11 protein-coding genes, 2 pseudogenes and 1 riboswitch are annotated in these 18,712 nt (G+C 41.7%); of the genes and pseudogenes, 8 read left to right on the top strand and 5 right to left on the bottom strand.

Annotated features, from left to right (window positions below; genetic code table 11):
* Nucleotides 1-236 (top strand): annotated as a pseudogene (locus L4C33_RS10755) (1,3-beta-glucanase); the annotation flags it as partial.
* A 141-nt stretch (nt 237-377) separates the two neighbouring features.
* Nucleotides 378-1,667 (top strand): glycosyltransferase, encoded by a 1,290-nt coding sequence (locus tag L4C33_RS10750; RefSeq protein WP_428812434.1) that lies wholly within the window; start codon nt 378-380, stop codon nt 1,665-1,667.
* A 256-nt stretch (nt 1,668-1,923) separates the two neighbouring features.
* Here the strand turns inward: L4C33_RS10750 and L4C33_RS10745 are convergent, their stop codons facing one another.
* Nucleotides 1,924-3,552, bottom strand: a complete 1,629-nt coding sequence (locus L4C33_RS10745; protein WP_428812433.1) for a response regulator — start codon at nt 3,550-3,552, stop codon at nt 1,924-1,926.
* Between the two features lie 358 nt (nt 3,553-3,910).
* The gene (locus L4C33_RS10740; protein WP_428812432.1) at nt 3,911-5,383 is read right to left on the bottom strand and encodes a carboxypeptidase M32; all 1,473 of its coding nucleotides are present in this window, start codon (nt 5,381-5,383) and stop codon (nt 3,911-3,913) included.
* 341 nt (nt 5,384-5,724) lie between these two features.
* Between L4C33_RS10740 and L4C33_RS10735 the strand changes: the two genes are divergently transcribed.
* On the top strand, nt 5,725-6,369 hold the full coding sequence (locus tag L4C33_RS10735; RefSeq protein ID WP_428812431.1) for a LysE family translocator: 645 nt from the start codon (nt 5,725-5,727) through the stop codon (nt 6,367-6,369).
* Nucleotides 6,370-6,445: 76 nt separating this feature from the next.
* On the opposite strand, the gene L4C33_RS10730 is transcribed toward L4C33_RS10735, so the two are convergent.
* Nucleotides 6,446-7,975: a DUF3369 domain-containing protein gene (locus tag L4C33_RS10730; RefSeq protein ID WP_428812430.1), complete on the bottom strand. Its 1,530-nt coding sequence runs from the start codon at nt 7,973-7,975 to the stop codon at nt 6,446-6,448.
* Nucleotides 7,976-8,131: 156 nt separating this feature from the next.
* A complete protein-coding gene (locus L4C33_RS10725; RefSeq protein ID WP_428812429.1) occupies nt 8,132-10,954 on the bottom strand; it encodes an ATP-binding protein in 2,823 nt (940 codons plus the stop codon).
* Nucleotides 10,955-10,988: 34 nt separating this feature from the next.
* Here L4C33_RS10725 and L4C33_RS10720 point away from each other — a divergent pair, with 34 nt between their 5' ends.
* Nucleotides 10,989-11,123, top strand: coding sequence for a hypothetical protein (locus L4C33_RS10720; RefSeq protein ID WP_428812428.1), 135 nt, complete (start codon nt 10,989-10,991; stop codon nt 11,121-11,123).
* Between the two features lie 202 nt (nt 11,124-11,325).
* Here the strand turns inward: L4C33_RS10720 and L4C33_RS10715 are convergent, their stop codons facing one another.
* On the bottom strand, nt 11,326-12,696 hold the full coding sequence (locus L4C33_RS10715; protein WP_428812427.1) for an alanine/glycine:cation symporter family protein: 1,371 nt from the start codon (nt 12,694-12,696) through the stop codon (nt 11,326-11,328).
* A gap of 132 nt (nt 12,697-12,828) precedes the next feature.
* Nucleotides 12,829-12,949: riboswitch (glycine riboswitch) on the bottom strand.
* 301 nt (nt 12,950-13,250) lie between these two features.
* Here L4C33_RS10715 and L4C33_RS10710 point away from each other — a divergent pair.
* The 4 genes and pseudogenes from L4C33_RS10710 to L4C33_RS10695 form a co-directional block, all read left to right on the top strand.
* Nucleotides 13,251-13,409 carry a hypothetical protein gene (locus L4C33_RS10710; RefSeq protein ID WP_428812426.1) on the top strand — a complete coding sequence of 53 codons (159 nt, stop codon included), beginning with the start codon at nt 13,251-13,253 and terminating at the stop codon, nt 13,407-13,409.
* Nucleotides 13,410-13,452: 43 nt separating this feature from the next.
* Nucleotides 13,453-14,187: a chromosome partitioning protein ParA gene (locus L4C33_RS10705; protein ID WP_428812425.1), complete on the top strand. Its 735-nt coding sequence runs from the start codon at nt 13,453-13,455 to the stop codon at nt 14,185-14,187.
* Between the two features lie 197 nt (nt 14,188-14,384).
* A complete protein-coding gene (locus L4C33_RS10700; protein ID WP_428812424.1) occupies nt 14,385-17,534 on the top strand; it encodes a DUF748 domain-containing protein in 3,150 nt (1,049 codons plus the stop codon).
* Nucleotides 17,535-17,787: 253 nt separating this feature from the next.
* Nucleotides 17,788-18,712 (top strand): annotated as a pseudogene (locus L4C33_RS10695) (mechanosensitive ion channel family protein); the annotation flags it as partial.

Raw genomic sequence — 18,712 nt, 5'->3', positions numbered from 1 at the left:
GGGGGAAAGATGGGATTGAGTGGTTTATCGATAGAAAATCAGTATTGAAAATCCCGAATAGCCGATACGATCCTACTCCTTCTAGAAAAAGCTCAACGATGCGAGTAATGGCAAATGTATGGGCGACAGACCCTGAAATTTCAAATTGGGCTGGTGAGTTTGACGTTTCATCCACTCAAGTATATACAGCGAGCTATCGGAATTTTAGATATACACCAAGAACCCGCTGTAAATAATTGAATCATAACCAGTAACTCACCGTTCTGACTTCAAATATTTTAAATAATTTGGTTAAAACAACCTTGTATTCAACAGTGTGCATACTAAGCTTTTAGCGAGAACAATTTTAATTGTCATTGTTAAGGCTAGGTACTGTTATGAATACATTTACAACTCAGGTGATTGAGCTTCTCAACTCATCTAGTGAACTCTTCGACCTCACAAATAACGAACATCAACAACGTTTGTATGCGCTAGCGGATCAGTTACTTGCCTTACAGGAAGTAGATGGTGATGTTGAGCATCTCACAGATATAGCTGAGCGATATCAAGCTCCTTTGGAGTTTAGACTGGCAATCAAACTTGTTGAATCTAGGCAAAATCTCCTAAAGCTTAAAGAACCATCCAAAATTGCAGTTGTTTTTGCAATGTGGGGGGAACAAAACCGCCTTCGCCCCAAGACACCCTCAAATCAAAACGGTGAGGATTCTCTAAGAGCAAAAGTATTGCAGCTTGATTGGGTTACTCAAGGAACTTGTGTCGATTGGCACTTATATCCGGTTGATGATGGTTGCCCTAATCAAAGTGCTAATGTTGCGCGTGAAATGGCAACTACCTTATCTGAACGCCAGCAGGCTCGCATAGAGGTATTAGAGTTAAATCACTTTATCCCGACAGATGAAGGACCACTTAAGAACCTGATGAATGTTGATGATTCTCGTAAAGGAGGCGCAATCATTCTAGGGTGTGAGCAGGCACTAAAACAGGGTTCGGATGCCGTTATTTATACTGATGCAGATAACTMGGTACATTTGGGTCAGCTAGGTTTGTTGCTTAAGCCGTTCCAACAAGAGAATCAACATGTGGTGCTAGGGAATAGAAAACATCGAAACTCTATTTTGGTGAAGCAAGAAGAGCGCTGGGGAGTAGGGATTAAGACCTTAAGGCATATGCAAAGAATGATTGGTGCCCAGATATTCGATCAAGGCATTAAAGATACGCAAGCGGCGTTTAAGCTTTATAGCCGAGACGTWCTGCAGCAAATTTTGTTAAAGCCCACAGTTTATGATTTCTCTTTTGATACCGATTGGATCTTCGCTGCAATGGAGATCAATCAACCTATCACAACTGTACCTTTCGCGTTTATTGATTCGGCAGCAGAATCTGCATCTGTAGTGCAAGGGCCGATGACGACTTGGTATGTACTATTAGACGGTTTGGTAAAATCGGCAAAGGCTCGTAAAGTTGATTACAGTGAAGAAATGGCAACAGTGTTTACAACGCAGATAAAGTCTCATCGAGATCTTGAATTGATTATAAATGCAGTACCGCCAGAACTTGCCTCTGCAGAAGACAAAGAACTTGGGAAAGCAACCACAATGTCTCCTCAGTCCGTGAATAATTGGATTCTAAGTGCAAAGTCTTTGCAAGCTCAGAGTTCATTATGATCTAGAGTTGCTATAAAGGGCATTTAAAATGATCGCCCCTAATTTTTGCTTTAAAAATAAGGCCTGATAATTCGTTATCAGGCCTTATTTTGTTCTGGTGTTAATGTTCTGTTTATGGGGTGCTTCACGATTAGGTAAAGCTTATAGAGCAACCTTCTGTTCACAAGCCCAAACAAAGGGTATTTCCAACTACATCAGAAACTTACTTCTAAAGCGTTAGAAGTTGATGGTTGGTTAAAGCTAGATCACTTGTTCGTTATAACGCGACTGAAAAAGGGGCTGGTGGCTCTATGCTTGTATTTGCGTTACGTAAGTCTGTTAGCCATTGATTCCAGTTAGGTGGTAGCGCTAGATCGGACAGTGTAGTTAGCAACAATATTGGATTGTGAGTCGGCTCTTTTGCACCACTAGCAACCGCATGTAAATATCGAATCTTGGCTTCGGTAGAATATGGGAACAAGTTGATGATCATCTCGTATATTGCAATTGTCTCTTCATCCGTTTCTCTACTTCCACCATTAGGAAGAACGTCATACAACTCTTTTAAGTGTTTGACATCGAAAGGGGCTTGTTTGAGTAAATCGCTCGATGTGAGTTCATAGCGCTTCAATTGGCTCGCGAAGAGCTTAGATAAGTAATCGTGCAGCCACAATTCGCCGAATAGTTCGAGGATAGGAAGTATTTCGCAGGTTAGCGCGATAGGGCATGTTGAAAGGTTATCGTAATAAGAAGAGATAGATTGCAGAATCTTCTTATGAGAGCCTTCCAGCTTGTTTTCATGAAATAACAGGCGACACTGAAAAACGGAACGATAGGACACCAAATGAGGTTTTCTTACTTTCGGGAGGCGTTTTTCCGTCATTTGCAGAAAATTATTAAAGTGTTGGAGTAGCTCTTTTTTTGAACTAGGCTCTTCAGCTCTGATGTAGACAGCTTCTAAGCTATGCCCGAATTTAATGATTGACTGAAGCCAACGGCTATCGACGATAGATATGTGGTTGGCGAAGGTGTAACCCACTCGAATGACAACACTGCGTTTATTTAAATCAGCCGCTAGAGTCGCAGCCCGAATAGCTCGTTCACTGACGCTAGGTGTAAATTCAAATGCTTTCAGTGCCCAATACAAAGCTTCTTCTTTGTTGTGTTCCATTTCATAAAGACTTGAAAGGTAATCCATCGCCTTTAATGAAAGAGGGTTTTGTACCAAGTAATCAGATAATGCCTTTATTGCCATAAGAGTATGGCCGTTACGTGCTAAAAGCATCGCTTTTGCACATTCTTTGCTCGGGTGACTAGAAGATAGGCTGGATATTATCAAGCTGTTCAATGTGTCCCACATTTCAAGCTCAACTAGGATCTCTATCAAGCTTGATTCAAAGCTGATAGCAAAGTTAAGTTCCTTGGAGTATTCAGTCAAAGTATCTGATAGGCCAGTCGGATTAAGCTTTATCAGTTCTTGTATTTGGTAAAGGGCGGATGTTTCATGCTGAAGGATTTGCAGTTTGTTTTTTAGGTCAACGGTTTTGATTGGCTTCATTATGAAGTGTTTGACGCGACCAGATAAAGAGGTCAGCACTGTTTCTTGACGAGAGTCTCCAGAAACAATTAACACACCGGTTGATTTATCGATAAGCCTTTTATTAAGCAGTAAGGTTATAAGTTCATAGCCAGTGATTGACTGCTCAAGGTGATAGTCCATGATCAAAATATCGTAGTGACGAATTTCAACAGCTTTTACCGCTTCTTGGTAGGAGGCTGCAGTCATAACTTGGTCGAACTGATAGCCAAGGCTTACCAGTTGTTGCCTTATTAACATGGATGACGTTTTAGAATCATCAATAATGAGTACGTGTAGATCACTAAGACATTGAATGTTTTTCTCCACGATGCACCCTTCGAAACGTAACGATAATATCATTTTAGGTGTGTTGTTTCATAATGCAAGGGTTTGGGTTGAGAAACAAAAGCTTACCTGCAAATTTACTCGCTTAAAGTTAGGTGGGAGTGGCATGTAGTCATAAATACTTAATGACTATTATTGGGGTGTTTTAAAGGTAGCAAGTAGTTGTTTATATCTAAGTTATCTGGTGAGGGAACGAGGAACGATTTACTCGCGTGTATTTAACGACAAAAAATATAAGGTTAGCGGAAGTTATCTATTCTGAAAGGTAAAGGTTACTCTTACGAAACTGTTGTGAGATATGATTAGCCACTTCATATATGAGGTGGCTAATCTCTTGGTGTTACAAATAGCGGGCTTTTAAGTGTGTTTTAAAATGCTCTGCATTTAACACTTCACCTGTTGCTTGTTTTACCAGTTCATCGGTAGTCAACAAGCTACCTTTAGACCAAATGTTGTCAGACAACCAAGTAAAGATCGGCGATAAGACACCCGAGCGAATTGCCCCATCAACATCGACAGTTTTCTTCATCGAAGCCATAAATTGAGCCGCATACATAGCGCCTAGCGTGTAACTCGGGAAGTAACCAAATGCACCATCGGTCCAGTGGATATCCTGCATGCAACCATTTTTGAAATTACCTTCGGTTGATAGACCAAGATACTGTTGCATTTTCTGATTCCAAAGTTCAGGAACGTCGGTGTGCTTAATCTTCCCATTGATAAGATCACGCTCAATCTCATAACGTAAGATCACATGAGCGGGGTAGGTAAGTTCGTCGGCGTCGACGCGGATAAAGTCTTTCTCTACGCGAGTATAAATCTTTTGGAAGTTCTCTTTTTCGAATTCAGCCCCAGAGAACTGTTGACCAGCTAGGTTAGCCAAGTGCCCGATGAATGGGTCACTACGCCCGACTTGCATTTCGAAGAATAAAGACTGTGATTCATGGATGCCCATTGAACGAGCTTCGCCAGCGGGTAGGCCGGCTAGGTGTTTCGGTAACCCTTGCTCGTAGCGAGCGTGGCCAGTTTCGTGAACAATACCCATTAAGGACTGTACGAATTCCTTTTCGTCGTATCGAGTGGTAATTCGAACATCAGAGGGAACGCCACCGCAGAATGGGTGGACACTTTCATCTAGGCGACCGTGGTTGAAGTCAAATTTAAGAAGCTTCATCACTTCTAAACCAAGTGCTTTTTGTTTCTCTGTTGAATAAGTGCCGGATGGAGCAACGAACTGCTCTTTTGATTGTTTCTCGATAACTTGATCAATTAGATCAGGTAACCAGGTTTTCACGTCAGAAAATAAAGTGTCTAATGCAGCTGAACTTGTTCCCGGCTCATAGATGTCTAACATCGCATCATAAGGTGACAGGTTTGCATGATCAGCTCGGATCTGAGCCTCTTCTTTGGAAAGTTCTACGACTTCACGCCAGTTCTTCTCAAAACCTTGCCAGTCGTTGTCGCCACGCTGGGTACGCCATGCATGTTCACATTTAGAACCAGCAAGTGATTTCGCTTGAACCAGCTTCTCAGGGAGGATATTGGCTTGTTGCCATTGGCGTTTTAGCTCGCGCAGGCTTGCTTGGTCTTCGGTGTTTAGAGATTCATTTTCTGCAGCGTCGAACCATTCAGCGAGTTGCGGCTGAGTCATTAAGCTATGAATATGGACTGATAATTCAGCCATTGCTTCACTGCGAGCCTGGTTACCGCCAGCAGGCATCATAGAAGCTTGATCCCATCCGCAGATAGAACCTAAATGTTTGAAGTGGGAACATTTTTGAGAATGTTCGACTAATTTTTTGAATGCGCTCATGCAACTTCCCTGATCATAAAAATTTGATTCTAACAACTTGATTACAAATGACCAAGTACCTAGCTTCTGTGTGTAGGCTAAATTTCTGAAAATGTAGATTAGCTTAGTTAATCAGTTGTATACATGCCGATATTTTATGATTTGATGTGCCGATTTGCACACTTTGTAGGTGTTTTTTCGATGGCTGCACTCTTTTGTTAGCTAGGCTTTGAAAAGTTTAACAATTGWTCATGTTCGCTAATTTTAGGTATTTGTGAGAGAGTACTGGCAGTGCGATAGCTCGCAAATTTTATATGGTTGTATGGTTTGCTTAACGAAGCTTAGAGTGGAGTTCGTGATATATGGATATTCTTAATTTTGAAGCGTTTTTAGTTGCGATAGTCATCCTGACATTAACGCCGGGATTAGATACGGCGTTGGTGATTCGCAACACCACTCGCTCAGGAGTAAAAGACGGCTGTGTAACAAGCTTAGGGATTTGCTTAGGCTTATTTGTGCATGCGACATTTTCTGCAATCGGTATCTCTGCCATCTTGCTGCAGTCTGCAGAGTTGTTCCAATTCATTAAGATGATCGGTGCGGCTTATTTGATATGGTTAGGGGCTTCAAGCCTTTATGGAGTATTCAAAGGACAACAAGGGCTGGCCGTAGAAGGGGCTAAGCACCTTAGTTTTGATGGGAAACGCTCTATTAGAGAAGGGTTTCTGTCAAACGTATTGAACCCTAAAACTGCAGTTTTCTACCTAGCGTTTCTTCCTCAGTTTATTGATCCTAATGGCTCACCTTTTGCTCAATCTATGTTTATGGCAGGGATCCACTTTGTCATCGCTATGTTTTGGCAATGTGGTATCGCAGGGGCTATTAATTCTGCGAAACAGGCACTAAAAAACTCTTCATTTATCAGTTGGATGGAAGGCGTTACGGGTGTCGTTCTTATTTCTCTTGGGATCAAACTACTTATCGAAGAACCACCGACTTCAGCTTAACTTGTTTGAACATAGACGCAGTTACAAATAGTAATTTGGCGCCTATGTTCTATTTTACGTGCGTGCCTCATATGAGTTAGCCGTCATGGCTGTAAGTCTTATTTATTTCTAGGGCGACATCAATATTGTCTAGCAAGGTATCCACTATGTGAGCGTCAAGGTGGGTGCCTCTCGATTCTTTCATGAGTTGAATCACGTCTTCCAATGGCCATGCAGGCTTGTAGCAACGTTCATGGGTTAGAGCATCAAAAACGTCGGCGACGGCAATAACTCTAGCCTCTAAACTGATTTGGTCACCTTTAAGTCCCTGAGGGTAGCCAGTTCCATCCACTTTTTCGTGATGTTGGTGTGCAATGGTTGCTGCTGTTTGCAGTATCTGTCTTTTGGACCCCGCCAATATCTTATGGCCAATCTCTGAATGTTGTTTCATTATTTCCCATTCATCGGCATCCAATTTTCCTGGTTTGAGAAGCACCGAATCTGGAGTTGCTATTTTGCYTATGTCGTGCATTGGTGCAGCTTGGCGGATGAGTTGGGCTTGCTCTTCTGAATGGCCCATTAGCTTACAAAGCTGATAACTTAATTCAGATATTCGACGTACATGGTTCCCTGCTTCATGGGAGCGAGACTCTACAACATCCCCCAACCGATAAATCAGCTCACCTTGAGTATCGATGATTTCTTGGCTTAAGAATAAGTTTTCGAACGCTAAACTAACACTGTAAGAGAAGATAGTGAGCAACTGACTTTCAAGTTCGGTGATCTTTCTTGCCCCCTTAAGGAAGAGCAAACTAACAGCCCCAGAACTTGTTGAAAAGTACCCCACAAAAATGTCGTCTTCTATGATACTGGTTTTAGCATCTATGGCTTTTTGCAGATAATGCTTTATGTTTTCGTCTACCGTGGTGTTATCGTCTGTGTCGCCTATTTGCGCGAGGACACGGTAGTCATCGTGAGGTTCTTGAAGGGTTGTTAGCCCTCTGACACTGACTAACATGCTTTGGTCGTTCATACGTAATAGAGAGAGTACTTGTTGAAGAATCCCGTCCGAAAAAGCGTTTAAGGTATGTTTTTGGAAAATAATGGATGTTGACTGGATGACTCGTTCAAGGCCCTGGCGATAATTCTTTTCTATTTCTCTGCTGTTTTCGATATTCATGATATCTCGGTAAGAGCGAATGGCAGAGTAAACGGTAGTAAACAGCTTTTGGCTATTAAGTTCGGTTTTTTCTTTGTAATCGTTGATGTCATATTGAGTAATAACATCTTGTTCCGGCGCTTGGCMTGGTTGACCTGTTCTCAATACTATACGTGAATAGTGATTCCCGAGATCCTCTCTTACCCATCGTGCTACTTCTAAACCTGCATCGTCGGTTTCCATTACAACGTCTAGGAAAATAAGGGCTATATCTGCAATGGTCGAGAGTTTCTCTTTAGCTTCCACGCCTGAATGGGCATGAATAAATTCTAGAGAACGGCCATCGAGCTTGAAGCGCTTTAAGACCAACACGGTTACTTGGTGTACGTCGGGCTCATCATCTACGATGAGTATTTTCCATGGTGGTAGGTCAGCTTCGTCTAATTCTCGAAGTAGTTTAAGAGGCATTAGGTATCTCCCTATAGAAAAGCAGGTTCCTTAGCTAGCTGATACTTTGATAAGTTGTATATAGGGTATAGAAACAAACCATCAGATATACAAGTTATTGCAACGTTCAGTGAGTAGGGGAGGCATTATCATTGTTCCTGTTGATTTAACCCCTGTTTATACTGGTGCTGGCTCTGAGGGGAAGGTAATGACGTACGTCAAGCCATGCCCTAGTGCAGTGTCTATTTCTATTGTTCCGTTCAGATTTTGCGTAACCAAGTTGTAGATGAGGTGAGCACCTAATCCACTTCCTCCCAAGTTTCGCTTCGTTGTATAGAAGGGATCGAAAATACATTTGGCACTTTCTTCGTTTAAACCAACACCGTCATCGGTGTAAGTCATAATAATATTTCCAGCAGAGGGTTCGACTTTAATTGTCATGACTCCGTGTTGTTCTGATTCAAAAGCATGAATCAAACTGTTCATAATCAAGTTAGTTAAAATCTGAGAAAGTGATCCTGCATAACAGATGCATGTAAGCGAATTATCGCAATCAATTTCCACTTTATGTGGAACTCGTTTTAGCTCAGGTCTTAGTGATAATAAAATCTCGTCTAAATACTCTCTAACSTTAAACTTACGTAAATCATCAGATGTTTGGTCTACCGCGATTCGTTTGAAACTTCGAATTAGGTTTGAGGCACGTTCATTGTTTTTAAGGATGATCTGTGAAGATTCGTCGCATAGCTCGAAGAACTCCTCGAGCTCCTTTTCGCTGAGCTTTTCGTCGTCATAGGCTTTACGAATGAACTTCACTTCGTCTTTCAGATTGGAAATAGCAGTTACACATACACCAATCGGCGTATTAATCTCGTGGGCAACACCAGCAACGAGCTTGCCAAGCGACGCTTGTTTTTCGGTTTCAATAAGTTGGTGTTGAGCGTTTTGAAGCTGATCCATCGTTTCTTGCAGCTCTTGGGTACGGTTATCCACCAAGCTTTCTAATTGTTCGCTGTATTGTTGAGCGAGGTTTTCTTTTTCTTTGGCGTAGTTTAATTGTTTACGAAGTTGTACTGGGCTGATTTTGAGTTGGCTTAATATTTGGCTGTAGCTTTGTTCTAAGTCGTGGATTTCTTGTTGGGTGAAGAGCCCTGAGTCCATTATTAGCACGTGTGCCATTGCAGCCCCTGTCGCACCACTTAAGCGTCGTTCTGCAGCTTTCTCTAGGTTAGCTAGCTCTTGGGAATCGACGCATTCACGTTCTTGTAATTGGGTTTCTTGCAGACAAGCTTGGATTTTTTCATCGGCTTCTTCCGAAGAAAAGTAAGACCGGAATAACTTTTGTAAAATAGGCAGTTTATCTGCCAGTGCAATATTATGGGGTAAATCGAGAGAACCTTCGTAATCTGACGTTGAGTTTTCGGTCATGATATCGATGAACTCAGCGTTGTAGCGAGACTCGCTTTCAGATTCTTTCGAAAACAAGCTTCCTAATACGATTCCTAACAGATTAGCAATCAGTGACCAAAATGCTCCATGACTCACTTTGTCCATTGTCGAACCGAACAAGTGCTCAGGGTGAAGCCATTCAACTCCCCAAGGGCCAGCCGCTAAGATGCTGTCATCAATCCAACCACTTTTCATGATAGCAGGTAAGAACAAACAATATGCCCACACAATAAACCCTAGCGAAATACCTAATGTTGCGCCGCGCGCTGTTACATCTTTCCAATACAGGCCAAATATGACCAAAGGCAAAAATTGCAGTACCGCACAAAATGAAATCATACCCATGTTCACGAGCATGTAAGAGTCACCGAGGAACATGTAAAAAGCTTGTCCGGCACCGAACACAATGAATATTGCCAGCCAGCGAATTTGTAATAGATATCGACCAAAATTCTTATTTGGGGTTAGCTTTCTTAGCGCGGGTAGAGCGAGGTGGTTACTAAACATGGTAGCGAGAGTCATACCAGAAACCATAAGCATCGCCATAGATGCGGAAAAGCCACCGATGAACACCAATAAAGTGAGTGTGACTTGATTGGCACTGAGTGGTAGTGTCAGCATGTAAGTATCAGGTTTATCTGGGCCCATCACTAGCACACCTGCAGCAGATATAGGCATAACGAATGCAGTCATCAAAATTAAGTAGATAGGCAACTGCCATTGCGCTTTTTTGATGTAGTTAATCTGAGGGTTCTCAACCACCATGACGTGAAATTGGCGAGGAAGCATGAAGAATGCTGAGCCGGCCAATAATAAAAAGCTTGCCCATGTCATGATACTTGGGGTGCTTGCCATTGTTTTCGCCGTCTCGGGAAGGGTATTAGCGAGTTCACTTAAAATGGCTTGCGGGCTATCAAACATGAAAAAGCACACAAAGATTCCAACGCATAACATGGCGACGAGTTTCACCACGCCTTCTACTGCAAGAGCCAACATCATACCTGGGTGGCGTTCGGTAGGGTCAATATGACGTATACCAAAGGCAATGGTAAAGAGTGCGACCCCAAGCCAAATGACCCATGTGACGATGTTGTTTGAAGCTTCAGTGTTTATCACAACTGAAAATGAGTTGTTTATCGCTTTTAGTTGTAGAGCCAAGTAAGGGACGATGCCTATCATCGCGACAACAGAAGTAATCCCTGCCAAAAACATACTTTGATTGTATCTAGCGGATAAAAAATCGGCGATGCTATTAACGTGATATGTCTGTTTAACGAGCAAGATCCGCTTCATCAAAGGCCAAAGTACCAACATGAGCAATGTGGGGCCTAGATAAATTGAGTAAACCAAAATCCCGGCTCGGGAAGCTAAACCAACACTGCCGTAGAAGGTCCAACTCGTACAAAATACAGCTAATGAAAGAACATAGACGGTAGAGCTTGAAGCTACTTTATGCGCAGTCGCACTCTTAGATTCCGCCCAGTTTGCTATGAAAAACAAAAGGCCAATATAGGCGAGGATTAAAATAATAAGAGTGGTAGCGCTAATCATCGCAAATTACCTTGCTAGCATGATTAGAGTGAAGATGACGACTAACCAGATGGAAAGAATCGAAAAGGTAATCGTTGTAACAGTAAAATCGGTGGCAACAACAACCGGCCAACAGATTAAAATGAAAGCAAGAAACAGCAGTAATATTCTTAAAGAAGTTTGGTCGTAATTTTTGCTAGGCATTCTTAATGTCCTAGTTAATGGGTCAAGTATTAGCATAGGACATTATTGATGTTTTTATAATTATTCAGTTTCGTCGCTTTCCATATAAACGAAAAAGCCCTTAGTCCAAACTAACGGCTTTGCGCTACTGAAACGTTCAACCTATTTTGATATTACGTCTCTTTACGTACTAGTGAGCTAACAGTGAGTTACACCGTCACCTGGTTGGTGTGCTCTTTCTGGGCATGTTGATTAAAGAACAACTTGGTTTCTTCGATCACGACATGACGCAATGCAATTAAGCCAATCAGGTTCGGTACTGCCATTAATCCATTTACGATATCTGCAATTAACCAAATCATATCAAGTTGAAGGAACGCTCCAGAAGCGACCAACCCTACGAAAATGATTTTGTAAGGCAATACCGCTTTTGTTCCGAATAGAAAAACGACACAACGTTCTCCGTAGTAGTTCCAGCCTAAAATCGTAGTGAAAGCAAAAAATATCAAACCAACAGAAACAAGGGTTGGGCCAAGAGTGTCTGCATTTAAACCTACGGCAAAGGCATGTGTTGTCATAGCTGCGCCGGCTAATTCCGTTTGCCATGCTCCGGTAAGGATGAGAGCTAACCCTGTCATCGTACAAATAATGATGGTGTCAAAGAACGTACCTGTCATAGAGATCAAGCCCTGTTTAACACAGGAATCTGTTTTCGCTGCAGCAGCAGCCATCGGCGCGCTGCCTAACCCGGATTCATTTGAGAAAACGCCACGGGCAATACCTGATTGAATCGCAAGCATGATGCTTGCACCAAGGAATCCACCTGTCGCTGCGGTATTAGTAAATGCTGAGCTAATCACAAGCTGAATAGCATTCAGCAGTTGGTCTGCATTCGAAACCAGTACACTCAGGCAAGCTAGGATATAAAAGAGTGCCATCGTTGGAACAACTTTCCCTGCCACTTTCGCAATAGACTGAATACCACCTAATGTAACAACAGCGACTAAAATGGTAAGTATCACGGCAGATACTTCACGAGGAGCGCCAAAGGAAATCTCGCTTGCGTCTAAAATAGCATTAACTTGAGGGAACGTGCCGATACCAAAGCAGGCAACGGCCAGGGCAAACACTGCAAACATAATAGCTAAGATACGTGAACCCACACCGTATTGTAGGTAGTACATTGGCCCACCAACCATTTGGCCTTTACTGTCAATTTTACGGTATTTCACGGCCAACAAGCATTCTGCGTACTTTGTTGCCATACCAAACACAGCAGCAAGCCACATCCAAAATAATGCACCAGGGCCACCAAGCTTAATAGCAGTCGCTACGCCGACGATATTACCCGTACCAATAGTTGCGGAAAGTGCGGTACATAAGGCTCCAAAACTCGATACATCACCTGAGCCTGATTTGTCTTTGCTAAAGACCATTTTTAGTGCGGTTGGTAGGTGTCGAAACTGGAGTAAGCCTAAACGGAAAGTAAAATAGATACCTGTACCAACGAGTAAGATCAGTAACGGTGGTCCCCAGACTAAACTGTCGATGGTTTGTAAAGTATCGTGTAAACGGTTCATTGATTTCCCCTTAATAAATTAAAAATTTAAGGAGAAGAGGGAAAGGGCAGTGTTGATCTAACACGATCATAAACACCACTTAATACATACGGATTTCTAGATAGAACTCTTTTGCTTATTAAGGTTGTAACTTTCCACTCCTCTGTCCTTTTGCCTGAGAGTTTCACTTAGCGACAGCTTTTTAAAATGAGCTAGGATCACTAAGCTTGCTCCTTCGGCGACCGATTTAACGGTTCTCTCCAGAGGTTCCTCCAACAACAGTCCTCGCTTTTCTGATTTTCATCAGCGTAAAGCACCTGAAAGATTTACTTCTTCGGCGGGTTAATCTAACTAGATGTTTCCATTTAGTTATAAACCACTCTCCTGCAGTCTTCATCGGAACAATTATCTATTTTATAGATAATCTGTAGGGGCATCCTAACCAATGATAAATGTGATGTCAGCCCCAAAAAATCTGTTTGCACAAATCTTAGCCATGTAAACGATTWAACAACCGAACTCTGACGTAATTGATTGAGATAAATGGTATAAAATAAGAAGAACAAGGAGGATTTATGACTCGATTAATCGCAATAGCTTTTTTAGTCGTATTGGCTTTTTTACTTTTTCGCTATAGGACAAATGAAAAGGTTCAGAAAGGTGTCGTTATCGCAGTGGTTGGTAGCTTTCTACTGTATACCGCAAGTCTTATGATTTCAGAGCTAACTCGATAAGCCATTCATTGAAATTGAACAACCTAAATGGGAGTCACGCGTTGTGAACCAAAACACTGATCAAAGCGAACAAGATGAAGTTGTTGTCATTGAAGAACGTGACAAACGCAGTCAGCTTTATATTGGCATAGCCGCAGTCATTGGCTTAGCCTTGGGCGGTTTAGTGGGTTCATCGATCACTGCTACTAAGTGGGAAACGACCTACAACGTACTTGAAGAAAGGTATCAAGAGCTTCGAGACAGCAAAAAGCAATTAGTGACTCGTGTTGAGGAGAAAGTGGCAAAAGTAGATGTTGAAATTGACGCTAAAATCGAAAGTGCACTTAATCAGCAGGCTTTGGCTCACGAGAAAGAACTACAAGCTTTACAGAAAGCTTCAATGGAATTAGAAAAAGCGAACTTAGRGCTAGAATCCCAGCTTAGTAACGAGAAAACCGCACTTTCTGACTCAAAGCAACAAAATGCAAAACTTAACCGCCAAGCTGACATGCAGGCGACGATGTTTGATCGCTCGAGAGAACTATTCCGTAAAGAATTGAAAATATCACAAGAGCTCGAAAAATTAGAGCAAGAGCGTGATTCAATAATGCCGAATTTAGATCCTTTAAAGAAAGAGTGTGATGTTTTTCTAGAGGGAACTTCTTGGGATGCTAAATCCGATGCCTGTGATAATTTTGATGCGGCTAATTCGAGGCTAAGTGATATCAGGCAAATGATATCGGTCCATCAAATGGACTTAAAACAAATAAAGTCACTGATTGAAGATATGGGGTTATAACCTCATGAATAAGGCCCTCGCTGAGGGCTTTTTTATTTCTGCTTATTAGCCCTCTGATTTGTATCTCTAAATTTCCACAATAATTCGTAAAAGAGTGGCTAGAAATCGAGTCTATTCATAGACACTGCCAATCACTGCCTTTAGAATTTAAGCTCTAGATATACAAAACAATAATCAACAGGGAGTTGTTGTTTGTCATGTTGAGCCATTTTTCTCAGTTTTGGACTCGTTTCCAAAGTCTTCATCGTTCTATTCGGATTTCTACGTATTTACTTTTCACTTATTTAATCTATGCATTAACACTTGGTGTTATTACGCCATATGTTTTAAAGCAAGAGCTTCCTAAACAAGTTTCTGGCGTTATTGAGCGTCCAGTGACGGTTCAAGATATCCGCATCAACCCATTTACTTTACAGTTTGATGTTCAAGAGTTTGTCATTTGGCAAGAAGAGCAGCCGTTCATAAAATTTGAATTAGCTAGCGCACAAGTTAACTTTTGGGATTCATTGTTCAATGGTGCGGTGGTTGTCGAATACGTGTTACTTGAACAGCCATTCGTTGATGTTGTTCGTTTGGATGAGCAATCTTTCAACTTCACTGATATTTTGACCGCGCTTGAAAAGCAGAATTCAGAGCAGCAAACACTGGCTGAATCTGAATCAGCAGGGCAGTCTTCTCAAACTGATACAGCGGTCGATAGACATGCACCTTTATTTCCTGTTGTTATACATCAGACCAAGCTGACAGAAGGGCAGGTTACTTTTTCTGACGAGGTGACGGGAACTGCTCTGAACTATCCAAGCATCAACTTTGCTCTAGGAGAGTTCTCGACTCAAGCTACATTAGCAAAGGGTGAGAGCAACGCAAATGTTGTGGTAAATGACTATTGGTTAAGTATTGTTGATCAACATTCAGGTGAGTTTTCTGTCCAAGGTAATGTTCAATTGAAGCCGCTTGAGGTAGTCGGTAGTGCTAGAGTGAGCGAGTTGCAATTACCTCAGTTCTGGGGATTTATTGAAGCCAATATATTAGCCTCGATGAAAAGTGCGGTGCTTAATGTCTCGTCTGACTACCACATAAAACATACACTAGGCCAAACTGAAACTGATGATGTGCTCGCGGTTAATACTAACAATGGGCAGTTCTCTTTAAGTGGGGTTAACTTTGAATATAATCAAAGTTCAATCGTGTCACTAAGTGATTTTTCAATAAACGATATCCAACTGGATACATTAGAACAAACGGTTAATGTTGAATCTGTAGTTTCTGATTCTTTAAAAGTATCAACAAAGGTCGATAAAGCTGGTGTTGAACTTGTTAGGTTATTGCTACCCACATTCCCTAACACTGAAGGTAACATCGCCTTAAAAGAAGGTAGCCCTGAGCCAGGTTCTAATTTGCAAAATGACCAGGCTGCAACTGAAACGACGAGCCAGCCTTGGTTGTTGGCGCTTAATGGTATCGAACTAACCAATTACAGTGTGGCTGTGACTGAGTCGTTGGTGACTGACAAATCACAACGTTGGGTTATTGCCCCTATAAATATCTCTACTAGTACTGTCATCAGTGATTTATCCAAGCCCGTTGCATTTGATTTGTTTGCGTCCGTTAACGAACGAGGAGATATCAAAGCTAAAGGCATGGCTGATCTTGATAATCAAAATGTAAAAGCTCACTTTGAAATAGATGAATTACAGTTAGCGCAATTTCAGCCGTACATAGAAACTGCTGTTAACGCGACCTTATCGAAAGGCAGTTTGAGTACTCAGGTTGATATAAATGCAGATGCTAATGGGCAAGTATTTGTTACCGGTGGCGCTCAGGTAGATAAGCTCTCAATTCGTGACAATAAATTGAAAAAGCCATTTGTAAAGTGGGGACAGTTAGCAGTAGATAAATTTCAATTTGATTTGCAAAAGTCTCAGTTAGCGATTGAAACGTTAAGCCTTAATCAGCCTTATGCTCGTGTTGTGATCAATGAAGATCGAACGACCAATTTGGGCGAACTTGTAATAGCTCAATCCAGCGACTCTACTGACGGTGCTAACAAACCTAAAAATGAAGTTAAACAGGCAGCAAACAAACCAAAACAATCAAATAAGAAAACGGATTCTGAAGCGTTTAAGTTATCCATCAACCAAATAGTGTTTAACGATGGTTCAGCCTTTTTTGCTGATAACTCTTTAACCCCTAATTTCTCATCAGGTATTGAGCAGTTAGAAGGGAAAATAGGCAATGTGTCTAGCGTCAAGGGCACCAAAGCAACGGTTGATATTCGAGGCAATATTGATAGATACGCTCCCGTGAGAATTCAAGGTGAGATTAATCCATTACTGGAACAGCCTTACCTAGATTTAGATGTGCTCTTTAATAGCGTAGAACTGACAACCGTGAACCCATATTCGGGAACATATGCTGGGCATTACATTGATAAAGGCCAGCTAACATTAGCGTTGAATTACCAGTTAGAAAAGAACAAGTTAACCGGTTCCAATCATATTGTTATCGACCAACTGCAGTTGGGGCAGGCCAGTGAAAGTGATTTAGCTACCTCGCTTCCGTTAGAGCTTGCAATAGCACTGCTACAAGATAGAAACGGAGTGATTGACCTAGGTGTTGAAGTGACGGGCGATGTAGATGATCCAGAATTTGGCATTGGTAGCGTAGTGCTAAAAACACTCGTAAATATCATTGAAAAAGCCGTGACTGCTCCATTTAGTTTTATTGCCGGATTAGCGGGTTCAGATGAAGAATTGAATGTCGTTGACTTTGAGTCAGGTTCAAGTGAACTGACATCTGAACAACAAGACAAACTTGTTACGCTAGGGGAGGCATTAGCGTCTCGTCCTATGCTAACGCTAAGCGTTGATGGGGCGGTTGAAGCGCAATCAGACAGTAAGGCATTAGCCGAGCAACAGTTCCATACTCAATTGGCAAAGTTCGCAAATATGGATGTTACAGCATTACCTAGCCCACTAAGCGCGAGTACGACTCCAACGCAAGGCGCTTTATCTGAAGCTTTGATATCCGTATACAAAATGGCGGAGAGCTCAGAGCCTGAAAAGCTTAAAGAAGAAATAGAGACAAGATCGACTGAGAGTGGCGAGCAATTGACAGCAGAAGAGCTAAATAAACGTTGGCATATTGCTATGTATAATTTAGCTCTTAACGCTCAAGAAGTGTCTAGCGCGGAGTTAGGGCAACTAGCTCAAAAGCGTGCCGCGACAGTAAAAGCCTATTTAGTCGAAAGTGCCCAAGTAGATGCATCACGCGTGTTCTTATTAGATAGTCGTTTTGATATTGAACAAGACACAAGTAGCGTTTTACTAACAYTAGAAGCTAAATAGCCACTATTGAAAAATAGTGTGAATCATTGGTTCCCGTTGATGTCTAGCGGGAATCCTCAAGGAAGAGACTGAATGCATAGCCTTTGGCGCACTTTGGTAAGTTTGTTTTTCAATGGAAGACTATACTTGGTTAGGCACACCATCTGTCTTCATGTATAGGAAGCCCTTACCATTTGTCGCAGATCATCCGTTACATTTAATGCTCTAAAACAACCACTACGTTTTAATAATACTCAGTATTTATAGGTGAATCATGTACACAAAGCTCAAGCTTATGTTCAGTAGTATATTGTTGCTAATGTTCTCACTGAGCGCATATGCAGATATGGATAAACTGGTTACTAACCAGGCAAAGCTCTCTAATGATCTAACTCAATTGGTTCAAGCTCATGATAGTGAACGTTCCTTTTTAGAAGATGTGTTACGACGTAAAAATGAAGCGTTACGTGATCAAATCAAGTTAGAGGTACCTAATAACCTTGAAGATGAACGCTTGAAAGCAGTGATATTAGAGCAGATAGCACTCGTCGATGGCTTAATAGATCTGAGTACAGGCAACATTCAATCAGCTCTTACTGAAGCACGTAATGCAAAAGGCGAAGACAAGGTTAAATTTGAACTAGCCGTTCAGCGCCGCATTGGAATCATGGATACTTACTACGAGCAATTGGCAGGAACATTAGAACTTGCTAACTCGGTGAATTTAGATGTGTCTAAAACCACGAAGAAGTTAGAAAGTGCTTTGTCGGTTCGTGCTGAGTTTTTGTCTAATGCGATCTTGTATATTGATTCGCAGAAGAAAGAGCTTGAGAAGCGATTAGGTTATGTAAGCGAAGCCGAAAAAGAGACGTTAAATCAGGATCTCACTCGCTTTAATGAACGTATTGCGATGACGGTAATTAGCCTGCAGTCGTCCGTTGCGTTAATGGAGCAGTTAGGTGTTGACGGAACAGACTACAAACAACTACTTCTAGCGACGACCGGTGATATTAACGCTGATGTGTTAGATGTAGATGTCGCGTTTGGTCTATTTGAAGAATGGTTGGTGTCTTTCAAGTCATGGGCGTTTGAAAATACGCCTTCAATGTTCCTAAAGTTACTTCTGTTCTTGGGTATTCTTTACGCAACGAAAGCTATTTCTAAAATAGTGAGTAAAGGTGTTAAGCGAAGCGTTAAGC

This window comes from Vibrio makurazakiensis, assembly GCF_050337375.1.
Taxonomy (GTDB): Bacteria; Pseudomonadota; Gammaproteobacteria; order Enterobacterales; family Vibrionaceae; genus Vibrio; species Vibrio makurazakiensis.
Note: the sequence above shows the minus strand (reverse complement) of the source record. Positions and strands in the feature narration are given on the sequence as shown.